The organism is Psychrobacter glacincola, assembly GCF_904846075.1.
Lineage (GTDB): Bacteria > Pseudomonadota > Gammaproteobacteria > Pseudomonadales > Moraxellaceae > Psychrobacter > Psychrobacter glacincola_C.
In genome coordinates this window covers 97,304-117,612 of the sequence record NZ_CAJGZH010000002.1, presented here as the reverse complement: position 1 = coordinate 117,612, position 20,309 = coordinate 97,304, and the positions used below count along the sequence as shown (strand labels likewise).

Sequence of the window (20,309 nt, the reverse complement as noted above, 5' to 3'; positions counted from 1 at the left end):
TTTTGCGTATTTGAAAGGCTTATCATTTATGTGATAAGCCTTTTTTTATAACTTTATTTTTCGATAGTAAAGACTGACATTAAAGACACCGTGAATATCTCCAATTATAAGAAGGCTCGCAATATCTGATTGAGATAACGTTGACCCAATAGCGTTGGCTGTAGTCGCTCCGTATTGTCTACTAGTAATCCCTGAGTAATCAATTGCACCACTTGTACAGCAATATCATCATCACTAAGCCCTGTCCTTGCAGTAAACATAGACCAAGCGACGCCATCATGTAGACGTAGCGCATTCAGCATAAACTCACTGACCAATTCATCACTGTCAATTTCCTGCCAACCCACCATTTTTGGTGCGTTTTGTTTAACAGAAGAATCAGTGGTATCTTGATAATCCACATAATCTTTAGGCAGTCGTGACTTACTAAAACGATAAATACCAGAATCTGCTAGCAAGTCATTCTTTAAGCCATTATCTGTTAATGCTGATGCTTCATGAGCAATCGTTACTTTACCATGCGCGCCCGCACCAATCGCTAGGTAGTCACCAAATTGCCAGTAATTAACATTGTGACGGCATGCCTTATCTGACGCGCCTGCCCACGCGGATACTTCGTAATTGCAGTAGCCCAATTGCTGCAACAACGCTTGACCTGCCTGCTCAATATCTGCCAAGTTATCCTCATCTGGTAAAATCGGCTGGCTACGGTAAAATACGGTATTGGGCTCAATCGTTAATTGATACCAAGAAATATGCGTCGCCCCAGCATCATGCGCCATCTGGATATCGTTCAGCGCCTCATTCATCATTTGCTGCGGTAGCCCATGCATCAAATCGACATTGACTCGCTCAAACCCAGCCACGCGAGCTGCACGAATCGCTGACAATGCTTGTGCAGGGTCATGTATGCGACCAAGGGTTTTGAGCTTATCAGCAGCAAAGCTTTGTACACCTATCGACAAACGATTGATACCCACCTCTAAATATTGAGCAAAAGGCGCATGCTCAAGCGTGCCCGGATTGGCTTCCATCGTTACTTCAATGCCATCAGCAAACTTAAAAATGTTGCGTAAGCCAGTAAACAATCGCTGGTATTGCGCAATGGGTAGCAGTGAAGGCGTACCACCACCGATAAAAATAGAACTGATTTCACGCGCTTGGGTTAACGACTGCTGCATGGCGGCATCTGACAGCAGCGCATCCACATATTCGTCATACATAGATAGCTGCATATCCATCGGCAGCTCATGCGAATTAAAATCACAATAAGGGCATTTTTTGACACACCACGGGATATGAATATAAAGCGCCAGTGGAATGGCGCTTACCTGTATCCCACTCGCAGTATTATTAGAGATGCTGAGATTATCAGAAAAATGAGCAGGTGTAATATTTGACATAAACGAAGGTATCTATAAAAAAGGTTACATAAATGGATGACTGCTGTCACTAGCAGAAAGTAGCGCTAGGATAACGGCTAATGTAATTAAAAAAAAGGCTATCTTAAAGAAAAGCCGATCAATAACAAAACCAGTCACAAATATCCATATTAACCCAGTACTTTTATAGGCAAAATAGTGAAGAATGATGGCATAAAATGACATTGTATTAAATGACATTGCATACAGTGATATTGCAAATAATGAATGGCTGATAATGATAAATAGGATAAAGATATGGCTTATTGGTTAATGAAGTCCAACCCCAAGTTTTTTGGTATTGATGATTTGCAACGCCTAGAGACAGACAGTTGGGATGGTGTGCGCAATTACCGCGCTCGTAACTTCATGCGTGATGAGATGCAGGTCGGCGACAAGGTATTCTTTTATCACTCTAGCGCTAAGCCGTCTGGCGTCGCTGGCATCATGATGGTAAGCAAAGCAGGCTACCCTGACCCTTGCCAGTTCCATCCTGAGCACCGTCATTACGATCCTATTGCCACCGAAGATGAGCCACGCTGGTATATGGTAGATGTCACTTTTGAGCAAGCATTTACTGATATTCTACCACTATCAGCCCTTAAATTTTTACCCGCACTTGAGGATTCACTATTAATGAGAAAAGGCTGTGAGCAACTTACCGTAATTCCACTAGACGCCAAACACTGGTACGCCATTATGGATATGGCAGAAACCCTTCATCTACTATCTGAGCAACCAGTGGTGAGATAGTAACGATTGAGTAAGGTTTTTAGTGTTATCAACGAACACTTATTGATGCGCTGCCTGCAAAAAATTTGCTATATTTGCGATTTATGCTCAACAATTCATTTCTCGACCTTCTTTATCACACCTTTATCTCCATTATCAGGACCCGCTTATGAGCGCACCCAAACTACTATTATCTGTATTAACCGTCAGTATATTAAGTCTGACCCTTAGCGCCTGTGGCAGTGACGGGGACAAGGTCAAAGAGGAATATGACCGAATAGAAGATCAGGTGAAAGATGAATATGATCGTGTGGAAGACAAGGTCAAAGAGAAGTATAAAGAAGTCGAAGATAAGCTGAGCGATGATGAAAAATCCATGGCCGAGATTCTGGAGTCAGTATTTTTACCAGAAGAATCACTCGATAATTTCTTGGACAAAATAACCCCAGAAGGCGGTCGCGGCGGTTTATATGTCGGACACTTTATTGAGATTGAAGATGGTGACAACGACGATATCGATATCGGTGCTGTTTACTTTGACATCAGCAAAGATGGCGCTGGCAGCGTCGATGGTAGCGTTAGTTATCAGCAGCAAGCCTGCCAAGAAAATAACACTTTGGGTATCAACTCAGCCATTAAGGTTGACAACTATATCGCGGGTAAAATAACAGGCAGTCTCGATACGTTAGCGTTTTTAGACATTAAATATGTCAATGATTTGGGCATAGAAACACCAAACTTATTAACCACCTTTGCGGGGAGCTTTGAGGAAAAAGAAGCAGGATCACCTTGGAGAGGTAGCTTTGAGTATCAGGATGGCCTCGGCGGTAAAAAGCTAACCAGTAGCGAAAAAAATTGCAGCGTCACTTACACCATCAGCGATCGCTCTAATTTTAAGACGTACCCACTTGATTATAGTCTGGGCAAAATGACTCTTGATGTCATCGGTAATGGCAGTCAAAAGACCGTCACTTGGCAAAATCCTGCCAATACCAAGTATTTACTGGTTAGCCAAATTGATGTCAACAAAGCCGAGTCTGGTGCCAACGGCTATGTGCAGAATGTGATATTAAGTAATCTTGAAACGCAGTTTACCCCTGTCATTCCAGCCATGTTCACCAATTACGTGATTGTCGTGCAAGCATTTGATGCCAATAATACCTTGATTGGCTATCAAGCGGTGGTGCAAGATTTGCCTGAGTCCCTATAAATGCCTGCTGATGTGCCTATAAGTTAGAATGGTTATCTTCAAGTGCTCACTCTCTTGAATCGATTACCTTTCACAGTCAGTTTTTAAGATCGATACAACGCTTTTAAAGCGTTGACATCATAGCGTGGCTTCTTTACCATTCTATTTATTTATGACCTGTCAATCCACTGCTTGGATTGACGGGTTATTTTTATTTTTGTGCCTGACTTTTTTTGCATACTCTGTCTATATAGGCTTGCTCATATTATTTATCGGAGTATTATCGTCGGCACGACTCCCCCTTTTACATCCAGCCAAAAAACTGGATTGGCTTGGTTAAACTTGCTTAGGGCGTGTCCTCATTCTCATTTGCTTTTCTGCTCAAATTTTTGGTTATGGTATGACCGTCTCGCTATTGTTTTGTTGATGGCAATATTTGCTCATCTATCATAATTACCGCAAAGAATAAAAAGTTGCTCACTATGGTTTTCCCATTATCTTTTAGAGATTTTAAAAGCTACAGCTTACGCTTAGGCGTGCTCGCGCTTCCTATTTTAATTACTCAGTTTTGCCAAGCAGCACTTGGTGTGGTCGATGCTATCATGGCAGGTCAAGTCTCCGCGCTTGATTTGGCTGCCGTCGCCGTTGGCTCTGGTATTTGGCTGCCGCTGTTTTTATTAGCCACTGGTATTTTAATCGCCACCACCCCTCTTATTGGTGAGGCGATTGGTCAAAATAAGCACCATCAAGTACCGCATATCACGCAGCAGTCTTTATGGACCGCCAGTGTCATTGGTATTATGGGCTTTATCATCGTTAATTTAGCACCCAATGTACTTGGGGTCATGGGTGTGCCTGAAAACATCCAACCGATAGCAACGCAGTATTTGCATGGCGTGTCGTTTGGTTTTCCCGCACTGGCTGTCTATGCGGTGCTACGCAGTTATTGCGAAGCACTTGGGCGACCTGAGCCGGTGACAGTGATTAGTATTATCGGGCTACTTGCCGATATTCCCCTTAACTATATATTTATCCACGGTCTGTTTGGCATGCCCGAAATGGGCGGCGCAGGCTGCGGGGTCGCAACAGCCATTGTGTTATGGATAAATGTTTTATTACTGGCGGCTTATACCAGCTTTACTAAGCGACAGCAGTTTGCCAGCACGCGCTTCTTTTATGCCTTTGCCAGTCCTAATCGTGCACAGATTAAAAAGCTCCTTAAACTTGGTATTCCGATTGGTATCTCTATCTTTTTTGAAGCCAGTTTGTTCAGCTTGGGCGCTCTTGTTATCAGTCCATTAGGTGAGCTAGCAACCGCATCGCATCAGGTGGCATTAGCGGTGACTTCCCAGCTGTTTATGATTCCGATATCGGTCGCTATGGCACTGACAATCATGGTATCCAATCGTTTTGGCGAAAAAAACCTCATGGCGTTACGTCAAGTGCAAGCCACTGGTCTTATCTGGACAGTATTGATTGCGCTCACTTGTATGATTGGTATTTGGCTATTTAGGCCGCAATTGGCAGCCGCATTCTCTGATAACCCAGCCGTTATCACGCAATCTATGCATTTACTTATTTTTGCCCTTGGTTATCAGCTGTTCGATGGCTGGCAAGTCAACGTCGCTGGTATATTGCGCGGCATGCAAGACACCACGATCCCAATGTGGGTCACGTTGTTCTGTTACTGGCTGGTGGCATTGCCACTCGGTGTTTATTTGGTTCGCTTCACCGATATAGGCGCACAAGGGTTTTGGATGGCATTAATCACAGGTTTATTCTTATCCTCTATTCTACTCACCCTACGCCTGCGCTACCAACAAAAGCGTCTGACGGCGATGTGGGGTTAATGCATCAGCTATACTGATGTAAATGCAGTATCTACTAACCATGACTAGCGCTACATGGTCACATAGACTATGATAAACCATTAAGCATTTCTTACTCGTAAGAAATGCTTACGTCATAATATGTAAAAAAACTCAGTTAACAACTGTACATCGATTGCTCATTGCCATGAATATAGGTATCATTAGCAATTACCTACACAATATTTAGTTACACTATTTCTTGAAATTAGTAGAAGGCAAAATTAAAACTATGGATATTGAAAAAATACGCACCCTAATCGCCCTCATGGAAGAAAGTGAACTGGTTAATTTAGAAATCAGCTCAGATGATGAACACATCAGCTTAACTCGTCACTATGATGCGCCTGCACCGACCATGATGGCCGCACCTGCTGCTGGCATTGCCCCTATCACTGCTGAAGCAAAGCCAGCGGTAAAAGCGGGTAGTGTTGAGACATCGCCGATGGTTGGTGTTTATTACTCAGCTCCTAGCCCTAATGATCCACCATTCGTAAAGGTCGGACAAAAGGTACAAGCTGGTGACACATTGGGCATCATCGAAGCCATGAAAATTATGAATCCTCTTGAGGCAACGCAAAGTGGTGTCGTTGACGAAATCTTAGTCGATAACTCCGAAGTGGTACAGTTTGGTCAACCCGTCATACGCTATAGAGCTTAACGACACTGTTTACCAACCTTTACCTCATTATGATAGAGATTTCGTTATCATTTGGCATTTTAGCTTGAGTTATTTTATCTTTATCGTAGCTCGATTTAATGGTGCCTAAAATAACGACTCTATCAATGACCGCCGCTTCGACAAGGATGACCCCATGATAAAAAAACTGCTCATCGCCAATAGAGGTGAGATTGCCCTACGTATCGTTCGAGCCTGCAAAGCCCTTGGCATAGAGACCGTCGGTGTCTACTCCACAGCTGATGCAAACTTGATGCACCTGCGCTTTGTTGATGAGGCAATCTGTATTGGCAAACCCAATGCCAATCAAAGCTATCTTGATATCAATACTATTTTAACCGCAGCTGAAATCACTGGTGCCGACGCTATCCATCCGGGTTATGGTTTTTTGGCTGAAAATGCTGAATTCGCTGAACGCGTCGAAGAAGCAGGTCTCACTTTCGTTGGTCCTAATGCTGACCATATTCGATTAATGGGCAATAAAGTCTCTGCCATTAATGCAATGAAAAAAGCGGGCGTACCGACCGTCCCTGGTTCAGTGGGCGCGGTAACGTTGCATAATGCTGAAGAGCAAGCACGCCATATCGGCTTTCCGTTATTGATTAAAGCCGCTTCTGGCGGCGGCGGTCGCGGTATGCGCGTGGTTGAGCGCTTCGAAGAAGTCATTGGTCAAGTACAGGCTGCTAAGCAAGAAGCTGAACTGTGGTTTGGTGATGATACCGTGTATATGGAACGCTACCTACAAAATCCGCGCCACGTAGAGATACAAGTGCTTGGCGATGGTAATGGTAATGCCATTCACTTATACGATCGAGATTGTTCATTGCAACGTCGCCACCAAAAAGTATTAGAAGAAGCCCCTGCGCCTGATATCCCTGATGATGTACGTCAGCCAATCTTAGACGCTTGCGTCAAAGCATGTGAGTTGGTGAAATATCGCGGTGCTGGTACTTTTGAGTTTTTATTTGAAAATAATGAATACTTTTTTATTGAGATGAATACTCGTGTGCAAGTTGAGCATCCGGTAACTGAGATGATTACTGGCATCGACGTGGTCGTCGAGCAGCTAAAAATCGCAGCAGGCTACGGTTTGTCTTATCGTCAAAGCGAGATTGAGATTCAAGGTCATGCCATTGAATGTCGTATCAATGCTGAAGATCCAGCCACCTTTATGCCTTGTCCTGGTACAGTCACTCAGTTATTTGCCCCCAGTGGTGCTGGTGTACGCTTTGACTCGCACCTCTACCCGGGCTACGAGATTCCAAGCTATTATGACTCATTGATTGGCAAGCTTATCTGCCATGGTCAAACGCGCCAGCAAGCCGTCTCTAAGACGCTGCATGCACTCGATGAATTGGTGATTGAAGGTATTAAAACCAATATCCCGCTGCATCGCGATGTCATTTTGGCAGATGACAATTTTATTCACGAAGCACAAAATATTCATTACCTTGAAAGAGAGCTTCTAACTGGCAATAAAAAGAAGGCGGATGTATAACCTACTTTGATTTATTGTTAAACATAAAAAAACCGCTATCTATTTAGATAGCGGTTTTTATGTTTTTATTGTAGAAAAAATGGTCTTAAGTCTTATGATTAACGATAAAGTGCTATGGCAACACTCTATTAAAATTCATAAAGCATTCATTACCATCAGGATCCGCACACCATTGCATTTGGTTGCCATCGTGGTTTAAAAACGCAATCAACGCTTCGTCAGTTTGGTCGATTTGGTTACCTGAACAATCTACCTCATTGTTGTCATAGACTGTTTTTAGCGCAATAATGGGCAGCCCTTCTTCGCGGTGCGTGATTAGGTAACGACCATATGTCCACTCTTTGCCACTCACTGCCCACATCTCATTATCGGCCGCAAAATTGTATAGCTCGCGGCACTGGTTTGCTTTTTTGGCAGAAGCCGTTAACTGGTTGTTGGTATTGGGCTTAATATTAAGGACGCGCTTTTCACTTTGCACAAGGACACCGCCTTCTGTGCCAGCAGTCACTTCTGGCTCATCACTTTTTGTCTGTTTCAGCTCTTTTGCTACAGCTTGTCTGGCTTTGGCTTCTTTGGTCATCGTGATACTACTGTCTAAGTCGATTTCCCATTGTCCCGCGATAGCTGGGCTGATATGAGTGGTAATAGTCGGTTTAGTGACCACTTCGCCATTTACTGGCAATGACGCCAAAATAGCAGCCAATGAAAATGAAGCAAGTGAGATAGGTTCCATAATTAACCTTTTGTTTATAATAATATAATAATATGAGTTATGCACATTAGCGTAAGTCTTAGACATCAAAAACACAAGTAACATTATGCTATTAGTCGCGATGCTTTAGCCAACTGCAAGATAGGCGATAGTCATAAATGTCTACTTTCTGCATATAGACTGTCGTTTTTCATGCAAAAAATAACGCCATCGCTTTACTTGCCAAAGACAAGAAGCGACAGCGTTATAGCTACAAGTTATTAAGACGATCATAAAAAAATTAAGCAGTGGCAGTAATAACTGCTTGAGCAAACGCTGACAATGCGCCTTTAAGCATCGCTGATACAGTACTGCTGCAAGTGCCAATGCCAGAATAAACCTCACCATCTACATTTAGTTGGATATAAGCCGCCGCATTCGCATTAGTTTTGTTGTCATTATTGGTATCATCATCGATGCCATCACCGCTATTGTGCTGCGGATTAATCGCATGCTCAGCGTAGTTGATGACATGTATCGATTTACCAGTGTGCTGGGCAAGGCCGTCAATAAACGATGATAATGGACCATTACCAGTGCCATCAATATTAATGATGTCCCCATTCATTTGTACTTGACCAGTAAAGTAGACTTCACCGCCTTTATTATTGACCGTATAATCTAATAGCTCAAAACTGCCTTGCTGTAGATACGTGTCTTCAAAGGTTTGTAAGATTTCATCATTCTGCAATTCGCGAGCAGCTGATTCAGCTTGCTTCTGTACCACGCGGCTGAAGTCAATTTGCATCCAGCGCGGCAAATTAAAGCCATAGTTGCGCTGCAAGATATAAGCCACACCGCCTTTTCCAGACTGGCTATTGATACGTACCACATCCTGATAACTACGACCGATATGTGCCGGATCAATTGGCAAGTAAGCCACATCCCAAACGTTATCCGTCTCGTTTTGATGCTTTTCGTTATAATCGAGAGATTTTTTGATGGCATCTTGATGTGAGCCGCTAAAGGCCGTAAAGACCAATTCGCCGACATATGGATGACGCGGATGTAAGGGCAAATTGTTACATTCGCTGACCACTTGTACAATTTCGCTCATATTACTAAAATCAAGCTCTGGATCGATACCTTGACTAAACAAGTTCATCGCCATGACCATGATATCCATATTACCCGTACGCTCACCATTACCCAATAGCGTACCTTCGATACGATCGGCACCCGCTAATACCCCAAGCTCTGCTGCTGCAACCGCGCAGCCACGGTCATTATGCGTATGCAAGCTGATAATGACATGCTCACGCTGGGCAAGATGACGGCAGAAATACTCGACTTGGTCGGCAAAAACATTGGGCATAGACGCTTCAACCGTCGCTGGCAAGTTTAAAATAACTTCCTGCCCATTTTGTGGCTGCCATACTTCACAGACCGCATCACAGACTTCTACGGCATATTCAGTTTCTGTTTGACTAAAGCTCTCTGGTGAATACTGGAATACCCACTCTGTTTCTGGGTATTTAGCCGCATATTCAACCAATAATTTAGCACCAGTAACAGCAATTTCTTTAATCTCAGCTTTGTCTTTACCGTAGACCTTTTCACGTTGGATACGGCAGGTTGAATTATAAACATGGACAATCGCACGCTTCGCGCCTTTCAATGACTCAAACGTACGGGCGATCAAATGCTCACGAGCCTGCACCAATACCTGCAAAGTCACATCATCCGGGACGTGATTTTCTTCGATAAGTTTACGAGCAAAATCAAACTCAACCTGCGCCGCTGATGGAAAACCAATTTCAATCTCTTTAAAACCAACCTCAACCAACGTTTTAAAAAAACGCATTTTTTGTTCGATCGTCATCGGATCAATCAGTGCTTGGTTGCCATCACGCAGATCTACACTTGTCCAGATTGGTGACTTTTCAATCGTTTTGCTCGGCCAAGTACGATCTGACAGCGATGGCGCAAAAGCAAATGGACGATACTTTTTATAATCAAAAGCGGCATTTTTGGGTGTAATCTTTGCAGTCGTTGAGGCTACAGTGCGTTTGGCTTGGTCAGACATAATCAATCCTTAGATGATATGGGAATTTATGTTTTAGCTGGACGGCTGGTGATTAGATTCATGTTTATCATACGAGATAACCAATGTTTATACCATAATAATATCAGAGTTTATGCAATAGAAATCAGCTTTCTTTGATAATATATGACACTATTTTAGTGAAAAAATACAATTTACTCAGTATAATTAGCTGAATTCACTAATAAAGCAACAGGTCATGCCAAACAGTCATCTGGATAGTCCACATTTAGCCGATATTGATGAGATCGATCGACAGCTCTTGCGCGTATTGCAAACTCAGGCACGTATGAGTATCACCGAGCTTGCCGAACGCGTCAACCTGTCAGCCACGCCTTGTGCACGCCGTATTAAACGCTTAGAAGATGCTGGTATTATCACGGGTTATCACACCAAAACAGATGCGCAAAAACTTGGCTACCCGCTCGCCGTCTTTATCGCGATTAGCATGGATCGCCATACGGCTGAGCGCTTTGAACAATTTGAGCATAAGATTCAGAGCTTTGATGAAGTCATTAGCTGTAGCATTGTCACGGGTCGTACAGAAGACTACCTTATCAAGGTAAGGGTACGCGATATGGCACATTATGAGGAGTTTTTATTACATAGGCTCAATCGTATCGAAGGTGTCGCTCAAGTACATACCAGTTTTGAGTTGCGAGAAATATTTAATCGTAGTGTGGTTTAAATAGTAGTCGGTGGCTGTCGACGAAACAATAGCAATAGCACCAGTCCAACCATCAATCCAGCGGCGGCAACGAGTAACCCTGCATTGAAATTGTCGTCCTGCCCTGCCAATGCTACCGTCACCAATGGTCCCAAAAACTGACCCAATGCATAAGCCAAAGTTGCCAATCCTATCAGCAAATTTGAGTAATCAGGATTGATGTTTTTAATCAAAGTGAGCGTCATCGACACCATCCCCACAAAGGTCAAACCTAAAATAGCAGCATTGCCGTACAAACCAATAGCGCCGTCGAACCATATGGGCAGGCACATCCCAAATGCTTGTAATATCGTTAAGCCTATTAACGTTTTAATTTCACCAATTCGCTTGGCAAGTGCGCCCCACAGTGGATTTGATAACATCGCAAACACACCAACGACTAGCCAAATGAGCAATCCAGCATACGTCTGCGTCGTGAGGCGCTGTGCTGCCATGACTGGCAAAAAAGTCGCAGAGGTAATATAACCAAAGCCCGCCAGTACATAGCTCGCTGACAGCAAAGCAATAGCCTTACGATGACCAGCAATGGCCTCATACAAAGCGCGCTTAAAGCTCAAATAGGTTTGATGCACTGACACGTGCTGTGTAGGATCAGTCCGCAGCAAGTCGGAACCGTGTGCTTGTCTTGGTTTTACCGCATAGAGTAGCCATACCAGAGGTAAGCTTGTAAAGCCTGCTACCAACCAAATGACATCAAAATGATAGCCTAATACTAACAACCACCACGTCAGTATGGCAGAGGCACTGATGCCCACACCAATACCTGCGTAGTGTACTGCCGACAGTACAGAACGGCGTTCAGGACTTAAGCTTTGAATCACAAACGATGAGCTTAAAATCATCGCTACCCCGCTTGCAATACCTGCGATTAGACGAATGAGATACCATACAGTTAATGACATATCAGGTACGACAAGTAGCATCGTTGTGACGACACTTATCATTGCCCACAGTGTCAGCGCTTGCCACGTCGAGCGCTGAGGCACAAACATGGCGATGAGGGCACCGATAAAATAACCGATGTAATTGATAGAGGCAAGCCAGCCTGCAATCGTCGTTGAAATCGACAGTTGCACCATAATATCGGGCAAGGTGGCAGTAAACAAAAAACGCCCATAGCCCATGACGACTGCCATGCAGTACATACCGATACAGGCAATGGCAGCTTCATTAGTAATATGAGGAAAAGCACGGCTTTTGAGAGCAGTCATCATGACAGAGCCATTTTTGCGGCAATTAGCACACAATCCTTTGTGTTAGAGCATTCAAGAGCAGCGGCGGATTAATAATCAAACATACAAGCGAAAACTACGATACGTTTACTGTTGGCGGCATGGTCACATTTGTTTCTGTGTGTCCTAGCATTTGTACGCGTTGATCACTAAACATATCCATATCAGGCGCAAGTGTACGCATAAAGCGGTCAAAATATAGCATCTGTTTGGTCAATAAAGCAAAGTCACGTGGGAAATGAATACCATGACGCTTACCGACTTCTACAATCTCAAGCATCATTTTATTTAACTCATCGGCTTGCTCTTTACTATTAAAAGGCACACCACTGGTAAAGGATTTGTCCTCCGCCATAATAGTCTTCATCATACGCTGCAAATCATTACCCAACGCCACTACATCGACTTTATTGCCACCATGGGTCATTTCCATATCAATCATATGGCGCGCCATCGCTTGATAGTCACTGTCCTGCATGGCTTGCATCATACCCATGCATGCACGCCAACTCTCAGCTTTTAGCTTACCGACAATACCAAAATCCAAGAAGCCAATACGACCATCGGTTAATAGCATCAAATTGCCCGCATGCAGGTCAGCATGAAAACTGTTGCACAGCATGAGACTGGCAAACCACGTATTTAAGGTATCCGCCATGACTTGCGCAGGATCAGCACAATACTGACGCATGAGCGACTCATCGACCATAGATACGCCGTACAAGCGGCTCATGGTTAGTACACGCTTGGTAGTCAGCTCTTCATATACGTTGGGTGCTACCACGCGCGTATTACCTGATACGGCTAAGAACTGCTGAAAATCGCGGATGTTTTGTGCCTCAGCGATAAAGTCTGTCTCGGCAAGCATGCGCAGGCGAATCTCATCGATAATCGGCGCAATACTGGCAAACTTCATCGACGGCATCAGAATCTCAAGTAACTTAGTCACCCCATGCAATACGCCCAAATCCGTTTGCATAATGGTCTCGACGTCAGGCTTTTGCACCTTTAATACGACTTCATCGCCATTATGCAACCGTGCCGCATGCACTTGCGCAATAGAAGCTGATGCTAGTGGCTTTGAGTCGATATGGGCGAACTTATCATCAAGCGTCATGCCATCAACGGCCAACTCTTCTTTCAATACCTGCTCAATATAAGCATAAGATAATGGCGTGGTTTGATCCAAACAGCTCTGAAAAGCTTTTACATATTCACGTGGAAACAGTGACGGCGTACTGGCGATAAACTGACCAATCTTGATATAAGTCGTGCCCAATTGCTCAAACGTTTCTTTTAATAATGTGGCATCAGGCTTTTCACCTTTTGCCACTCTCAGCGCAGATAAACCTGCCACGCTGGCTGTTTGGCGAACACGGTTCATGACATTGAAGGTATGCTTTAATAAATGCGGACGATGAATTTTCATAAAAAACAACTATGGTCATAAGGAAGGTTTTTGAGAATAGGCGATCATAAATAATAACAAGCAACACAACCACTAATGAACAATCACTAATGACTACTACAGACAGGACACGCGGCATCTTGGCGATAGCCCATCAGCCGTTGCTGCATCTGGCTACCATCCCATACTAATAGCTTATTTGTCAGTGGATTTTTGGTTAATCCCAAATACTGCAGGGCAGCATTCGCTTGCAAATTACCCATGATAGCAGTGGTACTCGCTAGCACACCTGAGTTGGCACACGTACGCTCATCAGCCGCTGCATCAAGTACTACCGAACCAAACACGCAATGATAACAACCAGTGTTTAGTTGCGGCTCATATAAGGCTAACTGACCTTGCATCGCAATCGCTGAGGCAGATAATAGCGGGATTTTATAGTGCACGCTAATACGATTGATGACATCACGCGTAGCAAAATTATCGGTGCAATCTAAAAGCAAATCAGGCTTGCCTGTCGCCATATCGAGCAATTCATAAGCATTATCTTCACTCAATCTTGCAACTGTACCGCGAGCGGTAATGAAAGGGTTAATACGCTCTAACATGTGCGCCGCTGTTAGCGCCTTAGTTTGACCGATATCCTCAGGTAAAAACAGCGTTTGGCGCTGCAAGTTGCTGGCTTCAATAATGTCATCATCTATCAGATGAATTTGCCCAAGTCCTGCACGCACCAGCGTCTCAGAAGCAGGACAACCAAGCCCGCCTGCCCCTATCATAACCACCCGAGCTGATTTTAAGCGTAGTTGAGCGTCAATATCCCAACCGTCTAATAATATCTGCCTTGCATAACGCAGCAGCTCTTCATCCAACAACTGCCCTTCATCTGATGTGTGCGCCATATTTATTACCAATAACCTATTATTAAAAAAGTCTACTAACAAAAATCTGATGACTTAATTTGACCCAGCGTAACACGATCATTACCACCATAATCTTGTACTGTACGCACAGATTCGAAGTCACTGTCTACAAACAACTTGCGAACGGCATCACCTTGGTCAAAACCATGTTCGATAGCCAGTAGCCCACCGACACGCAAGTATTTCGGTGACTGTCCTACGATATGCTCTATATCGGCAAGCCCATGATTGGAAGCACTTAAGGCACTAATAGGTTCGGCTACAAGGCGTGCTAAATGCTCATCTTCCTCATCGATATAAGGAGGATTGGACACAATCACATCAAATAATAGCTCGCCATGACTGGGCAGCTCGTCATACCAACTGCTTTGTATAAACTCAATATCAGCAACATCATTGATAACTGCATTGTGCTGAGCAACCTTGAGCGCTTCTGGCGACATATCCACCGCAACGACTTGCCAACTTTCTGCCTCACTGTCTGAACGCTGCGTATTTAACTCATGTGCAAGACTAATCGCAATACAACCTGAACCCGTCCCTAAATCCAATAACCGTTTTGGGCTGCTGACACTGTTTGGCTGATATTTTATCCAAGTTAATACTTGCTCAATCAGTATCTCAGTATCAGGTCGCGGAATTAAAGTGTGCTCATTAACAGTAAATATCAGCGACCAGAACTCTTGCTGACCAGTCAAATACGCAAGTGGCATTCCTTGCTGCATCTTTTTTACACCTGCATTGAATTGCTCAAATTCACTATCAGTTAATTGGTAATCTTCATCCGTTATTAAAAATATCGCAGGCTTCTCGACGACATACAACAGCCAATCTGTTAGCCAAAATGACGGTAGCTTGCTATTTGCAGTCTCATTCGTCAATTGCTGAATGTGCTGCTTTATTTGACGAATACTTGATGCTGTCATATATAGTTCATCACCTATTAAAATTGATTACTCAAGTTTGGTAGAAAGTTCAACTGGATCGTCATTGCTACCAATAACCACATGCTTGTCTACCAAATAAATAAGTATCAAGACAGGTATCCCAATCAAGAATGTGATTAAGAAAAAGTTGGCAAATCCAATGTTGTCTGAAATGCCACCTGAATACCCACCCAGTACTTTTGGAAACAAAGTCATGAGTGATGAAAATATAGCGTACTGTACAGCGGTAAACTTAACTGAAGTAAGCGCTGATAAAAATGCAATAAAAACAGCAGTCGCAAAACCTGCTGCCAAATTATCAACAACCACTGCTAGGTACATATAATTCATATCACCAGGATGATAGGTCAATAGAATAAATAGAAGATTGGTTGTACTCGATGCTATAGCACCAATCAACATGACATGCATCATCTTCATTTTTTGAGCAACAAGGCCACCTAAAAATCCACCTGCAATCGTCATAAACAATCCCAGAAATTTGACCGCGTCAGCAATCTGAATTTTAGTAAAACCCATCTTAGCGTAGAAAACGTTTGATAGATTGCCTGCGACAATATCTGACACACGATAAAAACCTATCAACAATAGCAACAGTATTGCCTGCTTACCATAGCGACGGAAAAAATCAGCAATAGGCTCTACCCACAATCTTTTTGCCACCTCTTTTTTTGCCAGCCCGACTGATATAAGCGCATATCCCACAACCATAGCCACAGCCACACTACCCAACAATCTCACTACTTCTATCAAAAACTTTAGAAAAACACTGTCATCAGGAGCTTGGAATATTTTACCTATAAATACAAAAGCGCCTATAAACGCAAAAACTGACAAGATAAATAAGAATAATATTCTAATATTGTCATCACGAGACTGTACAACTGAGTCAATTTTGTTCACTATTTTGGGTTGATTTAAAATAAAAAATATCAGTAAGAAAGTGCGCATGCCATTACCATCAAGAAATACATATTAATCGCTGGCAAGTACTCAATAGGTATTAACGTTAAAGGCCTACTCAATACTCTGGTTGCAAAGGTGCTGACGAATACTGGCAATCCATAAATCACACCAGGGATAAGGAGAAAAGCCGCGTATATGGAAAATATTTTTAAATTTCTTTTTTGTTTATATATTTCTAATGACTGTGCTGCTGGCTCATAAATAGCAAACGTCGTTAATAAACCGACTGACATGACACCCATCATCGTATAGTAAGTATTGCGCCATGCTTCATAATTATAAAGCTCTTCAGAAGAGCCAAAATAACTTGCTAAATAAAGTGCGCCTGCGCCTGCGACAATCATGCCAATACGATAACCAGCGACATATACTGAAGACAACGTAGGTTGCAATTCAAACCCTGCCAACTCAATACGATAAGAATCAACAACGATATCCTGAGTAGCTGATGAAAAACCAAGCAAAACAGCACCAAGCGCCATAACCCAAAGGACGTTTTCAGCAACAGGGTTAACACTAGCCATCGTAAAAATAGCAACCAGTATCATCAGTTGTGACATAAACATCCATGCCCGACGCCTACCTAGCCATTTAGTTAAGAAAGGAAGTGGCATTGAGTCAATCAACGGCGCCCAAATAAACTTAAACGAATAACCAAGACCTGCCCAACCAAACATTGTTATCACACCGGTTTCTAAACCCGCTTCACTAAGCCATAGTGATAGACTTGAAAAAACCAACAGAATAGGTACACCTGCTGAAAATCCAAGAAATAACATAATCATCACACGAATATCTGAAAAAGATTTCAATGCATCAGACCATGATTTTTTGACAGCTGATTGATTGGGTGGCACAGATTTGACAGCAGACATAATCGCTCACTAGCACTTAAGAAAAAGAACACAACCGCGCACAATTTTTATCAATCATTAGTATCATCTATCGGTAACTGATACTGATAAATAGCACTGATAAACGGGATCGATAAAAATTGCTTAACGTTGCACAAATACAGCCATTACAACAAAATTGAATTATGGTACTTGAGAACGCTGACCTTGACTAGACATTCTAACGATATTTTTGCATTAACCTTTCTTTCTACTAGTGAATAAAACCTAACTTATAGACTAGGGTTTACTTTCATATTAAGAATGGGTATAAAAATAAGGAAAATATCGCATTTTGCATCACAACCCTTTTATATAAACCCCTTTCTCTTGTGATTAGCCAATCATTATCCTGATAAGTTATTAATAATTCATGCTTTAATAACCAGAAATTCTTGCTACATTCTTACTTTTATATATTCATAAATTAAAACATTATTTGATATACCATTTATTTTATAAAACAATATGTTTGTATAAATTAGTTCCCTGAATCAATCATTCTTCTATATGCTAGAGATGACAAATGATTTTTGCAAACAATAGTAAATAACACACTCGATTGCCATTTATCTGATTACTGCCTAGGAGCCACATGATGACTAACTCAAACTCAACATCAGATGCTGCAAGTAACACCACTTATGATAAAGGAGATGGTCATGGACCAACCATTCATAGTGAAAATGTAGATACTTCGCACGAGCCACAACGTCCAAGCATGGGTGGCTGTCCTGTCATGCACCAAGCGCATACTACGAACGCCTCGGCAGCAACCGACTGGTGGCCGAATAGCTTAAATTTAGATATCTTGCATCAGCAGGATCACAAAACCAATCCAATGGATCCTGACTTTGATTATGCAGAAGCCTTTAAGCAATTAGATTTAGAAGCCGTCAAGCAAGATTTAAAAAATCTAATGACTGAGTCACAACCATGGTGGCCAGCAGATTGGGGTCATTATGGTGGGTTGATGATTCGTATGGCTTGGCATTCTGCTGGTACTTATCGACGCTCTGACGGCCGCGGTGGTTCTAACACTGGTAATCAACGCTTTGCGCCATTAAGCAGTTGGCCAGACAATGTCAACTTGGACAAAGCACGTCGTCTATTATGGCCAATCAAGAAAAAGTATGGTAACAAACTTTCTTGGGCAGATTTGATGATACTAGCGGGTAATATGGCTTATGAATCTATGGGCTTTAAGACGTTAGGTTTCGCTGGTGGACGTACCGATATTTGGCATCCAGAAAAGGATATCTATTGGGGTTCCGAGCGTGAATGGCTGGCGGCTACCAAAAATCGTTATGAAGATGATAATCAGCGTGAATCACTAGAAAACCCTTTAGCAGCGGTACAGATGGGCTTGATTTATGTCAACCCTGAAGGCGTCGACGGCAACCCCGATCCTATTAAAACGGCACAAGATATTCGTACAACTTTTGCTCGTATGTCAATGAATGATGAAGAAACGGTCGCCTTGACTGCTGGCGGTCACACGGTTGGTAAATGTCATGGTAATGGTGACGCTACCTTATTAGAAGATGAGCCAGAAGCGGCTGACATCAAAGAGCAAGGTCTAGGTTGGCGCAACCCTAAAGGTACAGGCAATGCTGGCGACACCGTCTCAAGTGGTATCGAAGGTGCATGGACGACGCATCCAACCCAATGGGATTATGAGTATTTTGAGTTATTGCTAAATCATGAGTGGGCACTGACTAAGAGTCCTGCTGGTGCTTGGCAGTGGGAGCCTATCGATATCAAGGAAGAGGATCGGCCTTTAGATGCACATGATCCAAGTGTACGCCGCAACCCAATCATGACCGATGCTGATATGGCAATGATTAAAGACCCTGCTTATCGTAAAATTTCAGAGAACTTTCATCAAAATCCAGAATATTTCGATGAAGTATTTGCAAAAGCTTGGTTTAAGCTTACCCATCGTGATTTGGGGCCAAAATCTCGCTATTTAGGGGCGGATGTGCCAAGCGAGGACTTCACTTGGCAGGATCCAATTCCACAAGGCAATGTTAATCTGAGCGCTGATGATATTGCAATCTTAAAAGCACAGATACTAGGCAGTGGTATCGACCATCGCGAATTTATTATTACCGCTTGGGATAGCGCTCGTACATTCCGCGCCTCAGACTATCGCGGCGGCGCCAATGGTGCACGCATTCGTTTAGCCCCGCAAAAAGACTGGCTAGGTAATGAGCCTGAGCAATTGGCTCGCGTACTTGAGGCGCTCACTGCCATTCAAACGAACTTTGATAAAGACGTCAGCATCGCAGATTTAGTGGTACTCGCTGGTAACACCGCCATTGAAAAAGCAGCAGCTAATGCAGATGTTCAAATTGAAGTGCCATTCGATGCGGGTCGTGGCGATGCGAGCGATGAGATGACTGAAACAGAGAGCTTCTCTGATTTAGAGCCACGACATGATGGCTACCGTAACTGGATCAAAGGCAGCTATGCCATATCACCTGAAGAGATGCTATTAGATCGTACTCAGCTGATGGGCTTGACTGCACCTGAAATGGTCGTTTTAATCGGTGGTATGCGTGTCTTGGATACCAACTACGCTCAGAGCCAACAAGGGGTCTTTACTGAGCGTGCTGGAACACTTAGCAATGACTTCTTTGTGAACTTGACAGACATGAGCTATTCTTGGCATCCCGTTAAGACAGACAATAATAACGCCTCTGCTCTCTATGAAGTACGTGAACGTGCTACTGGCAATCTGAAATGGCAAGCCAGCCGTGTAGACCTCGTGTTTGGGTCTAACTCTATCCTACGCGCTTATGCTGAGCTCTACGCACAAGATGACAACTTAGAGAAATTCGTTAAAGACTTTGTGAATGCTTGGAATAAAGTCATGAATGCGGATCGTTTTCGCTAAAACCCACTGAAATAGATACGCCTTTATCTTAAAAAAGCCCTCTTTAATCGAGGGTTTTTTTATTGTAATGGTTTACTTCTAGCAACGGACAAACGACTTATTCTATATTCCAAATAAACATAAATAGATAAC

General features: G+C 43.1%; 15 protein-coding genes and 1 pseudogene. 7 read left to right on the top strand and 9 right to left on the bottom strand.

From position 1 onward, the window contains the following. Positions 1-104 precede the first annotated feature (104 nt). Positions 105-1,403 (bottom strand): radical SAM family heme chaperone HemW, encoded by a 1,299-nt coding sequence (hemW, locus tag JMW85_RS06665; RefSeq protein WP_201501370.1) that lies wholly within the window; start codon positions 1,401-1,403, stop codon positions 105-107. A 276-nt stretch (positions 1,404-1,679) separates the two neighbouring features. Here hemW and JMW85_RS06660 point away from each other — a divergent pair, with 276 nt between their 5' ends. The 5 genes from JMW85_RS06660 to accC all read left to right on the top strand — a co-directional run bounded on the left by JMW85_RS06660 (position 1,680) and on the right by accC (position 7,387). Further along, the gene (locus JMW85_RS06660) at positions 1,680-2,174 is read left to right on the top strand and encodes an EVE domain-containing protein (protein ID WP_087815241.1); all 495 of its coding nucleotides are present in this window, start codon (positions 1,680-1,682) and stop codon (positions 2,172-2,174) included. Between the two features lie 148 nt (positions 2,175-2,322). Then, a complete protein-coding gene (locus JMW85_RS06655; protein WP_087815240.1) occupies positions 2,323-3,363 on the top strand; it encodes a hypothetical protein in 1,041 nt (346 codons plus the stop codon). 461 nt (positions 3,364-3,824) lie between these two features. Further along, a complete protein-coding gene (locus JMW85_RS06650) occupies positions 3,825-5,192 on the top strand; it encodes an MATE family efflux transporter (protein ID WP_055124142.1) in 1,368 nt (455 codons plus the stop codon). Between the two features lie 250 nt (positions 5,193-5,442). Further along, complete coding sequence (accB, locus tag JMW85_RS06645; RefSeq protein ID WP_045447773.1) at positions 5,443-5,871, top strand: acetyl-CoA carboxylase biotin carboxyl carrier protein; 429 nt, start codon at positions 5,443-5,445, stop codon at positions 5,869-5,871. A 154-nt stretch (positions 5,872-6,025) separates the two neighbouring features. Next, entirely contained in the window at positions 6,026-7,387 is a 1,362-nt protein-coding gene (gene accC / locus JMW85_RS06640; protein ID WP_060490945.1) for an acetyl-CoA carboxylase biotin carboxylase subunit, read from the top strand. Positions 7,388-7,499: 112 nt separating this feature from the next. On the opposite strand, the gene JMW85_RS06635 is transcribed toward accC, so the two are convergent. After that, positions 7,500-8,120, bottom strand: coding sequence for a hypothetical protein (locus tag JMW85_RS06635; protein ID WP_087815239.1), 621 nt, complete (start codon positions 8,118-8,120; stop codon positions 7,500-7,502). A 259-nt stretch (positions 8,121-8,379) separates the two neighbouring features. Beyond that, positions 8,380-10,164: a 2-isopropylmalate synthase gene (gene leuA, locus JMW85_RS06630; RefSeq protein WP_087815238.1), complete on the bottom strand. Its 1,785-nt coding sequence runs from the start codon at positions 10,162-10,164 to the stop codon at positions 8,380-8,382. A 217-nt stretch (positions 10,165-10,381) separates the two neighbouring features. Here leuA and JMW85_RS06625 point away from each other — a divergent pair, with 217 nt between their 5' ends. Then, positions 10,382-10,870, top strand: a complete 489-nt coding sequence (locus JMW85_RS06625; RefSeq protein WP_087815237.1) for an Lrp/AsnC family transcriptional regulator — start codon at positions 10,382-10,384, stop codon at positions 10,868-10,870. On the opposite strand, the gene JMW85_RS06620 is transcribed toward JMW85_RS06625, so the two are convergent. The 6 genes and pseudogenes from JMW85_RS06620 to JMW85_RS14205 all read right to left on the bottom strand — a co-directional run bounded on the left by JMW85_RS06620 (position 10,867) and on the right by JMW85_RS14205 (position 17,260). Continuing rightward, positions 10,867-12,123 (bottom strand): YbfB/YjiJ family MFS transporter, encoded by a 1,257-nt coding sequence (locus JMW85_RS06620; RefSeq protein WP_087815236.1) that lies wholly within the window; start codon positions 12,121-12,123, stop codon positions 10,867-10,869. The two genes, JMW85_RS06625 and JMW85_RS06620, sit on opposite strands and share 4 nt — an antisense overlap. A gap of 94 nt (positions 12,124-12,217) precedes the next feature. Further along, complete coding sequence (locus JMW85_RS06615) at positions 12,218-13,570, bottom strand: ABC1 kinase family protein (protein ID WP_087815235.1); 1,353 nt, start codon at positions 13,568-13,570, stop codon at positions 12,218-12,220. A gap of 86 nt (positions 13,571-13,656) precedes the next feature. Continuing rightward, positions 13,657-14,451 (bottom strand): HesA/MoeB/ThiF family protein, encoded by a 795-nt coding sequence (locus JMW85_RS06610; RefSeq protein ID WP_087815234.1) that lies wholly within the window; start codon positions 14,449-14,451, stop codon positions 13,657-13,659. 35 nt (positions 14,452-14,486) lie between these two features. Then, positions 14,487-15,398, bottom strand: a complete 912-nt coding sequence (prmC, locus tag JMW85_RS06605; RefSeq protein WP_087815233.1) for a peptide chain release factor N(5)-glutamine methyltransferase — start codon at positions 15,396-15,398, stop codon at positions 14,487-14,489. Between the two features lie 27 nt (positions 15,399-15,425). Continuing rightward, positions 15,426-16,184: pseudogene (locus tag JMW85_RS14510) on the bottom strand (AmpG family muropeptide MFS transporter); the annotation flags it as partial. 167 nt (positions 16,185-16,351) lie between these two features. Continuing rightward, positions 16,352-17,260 carry an MFS transporter gene (locus tag JMW85_RS14205; RefSeq protein WP_374220447.1) on the bottom strand — a complete coding sequence of 303 codons (909 nt, stop codon included), beginning with the start codon at positions 17,258-17,260 and terminating at the stop codon, positions 16,352-16,354. Positions 17,261-17,999: 739 nt separating this feature from the next. On the opposite strand from JMW85_RS14205, the gene katG reads away from it, so the two are divergent. Continuing rightward, positions 18,000-20,177: a catalase/peroxidase HPI gene (katG, locus tag JMW85_RS06595; protein ID WP_201555040.1), complete on the top strand. Its 2,178-nt coding sequence runs from the start codon at positions 18,000-18,002 to the stop codon at positions 20,175-20,177. Positions 20,178-20,309 lie beyond the last annotated feature (132 nt).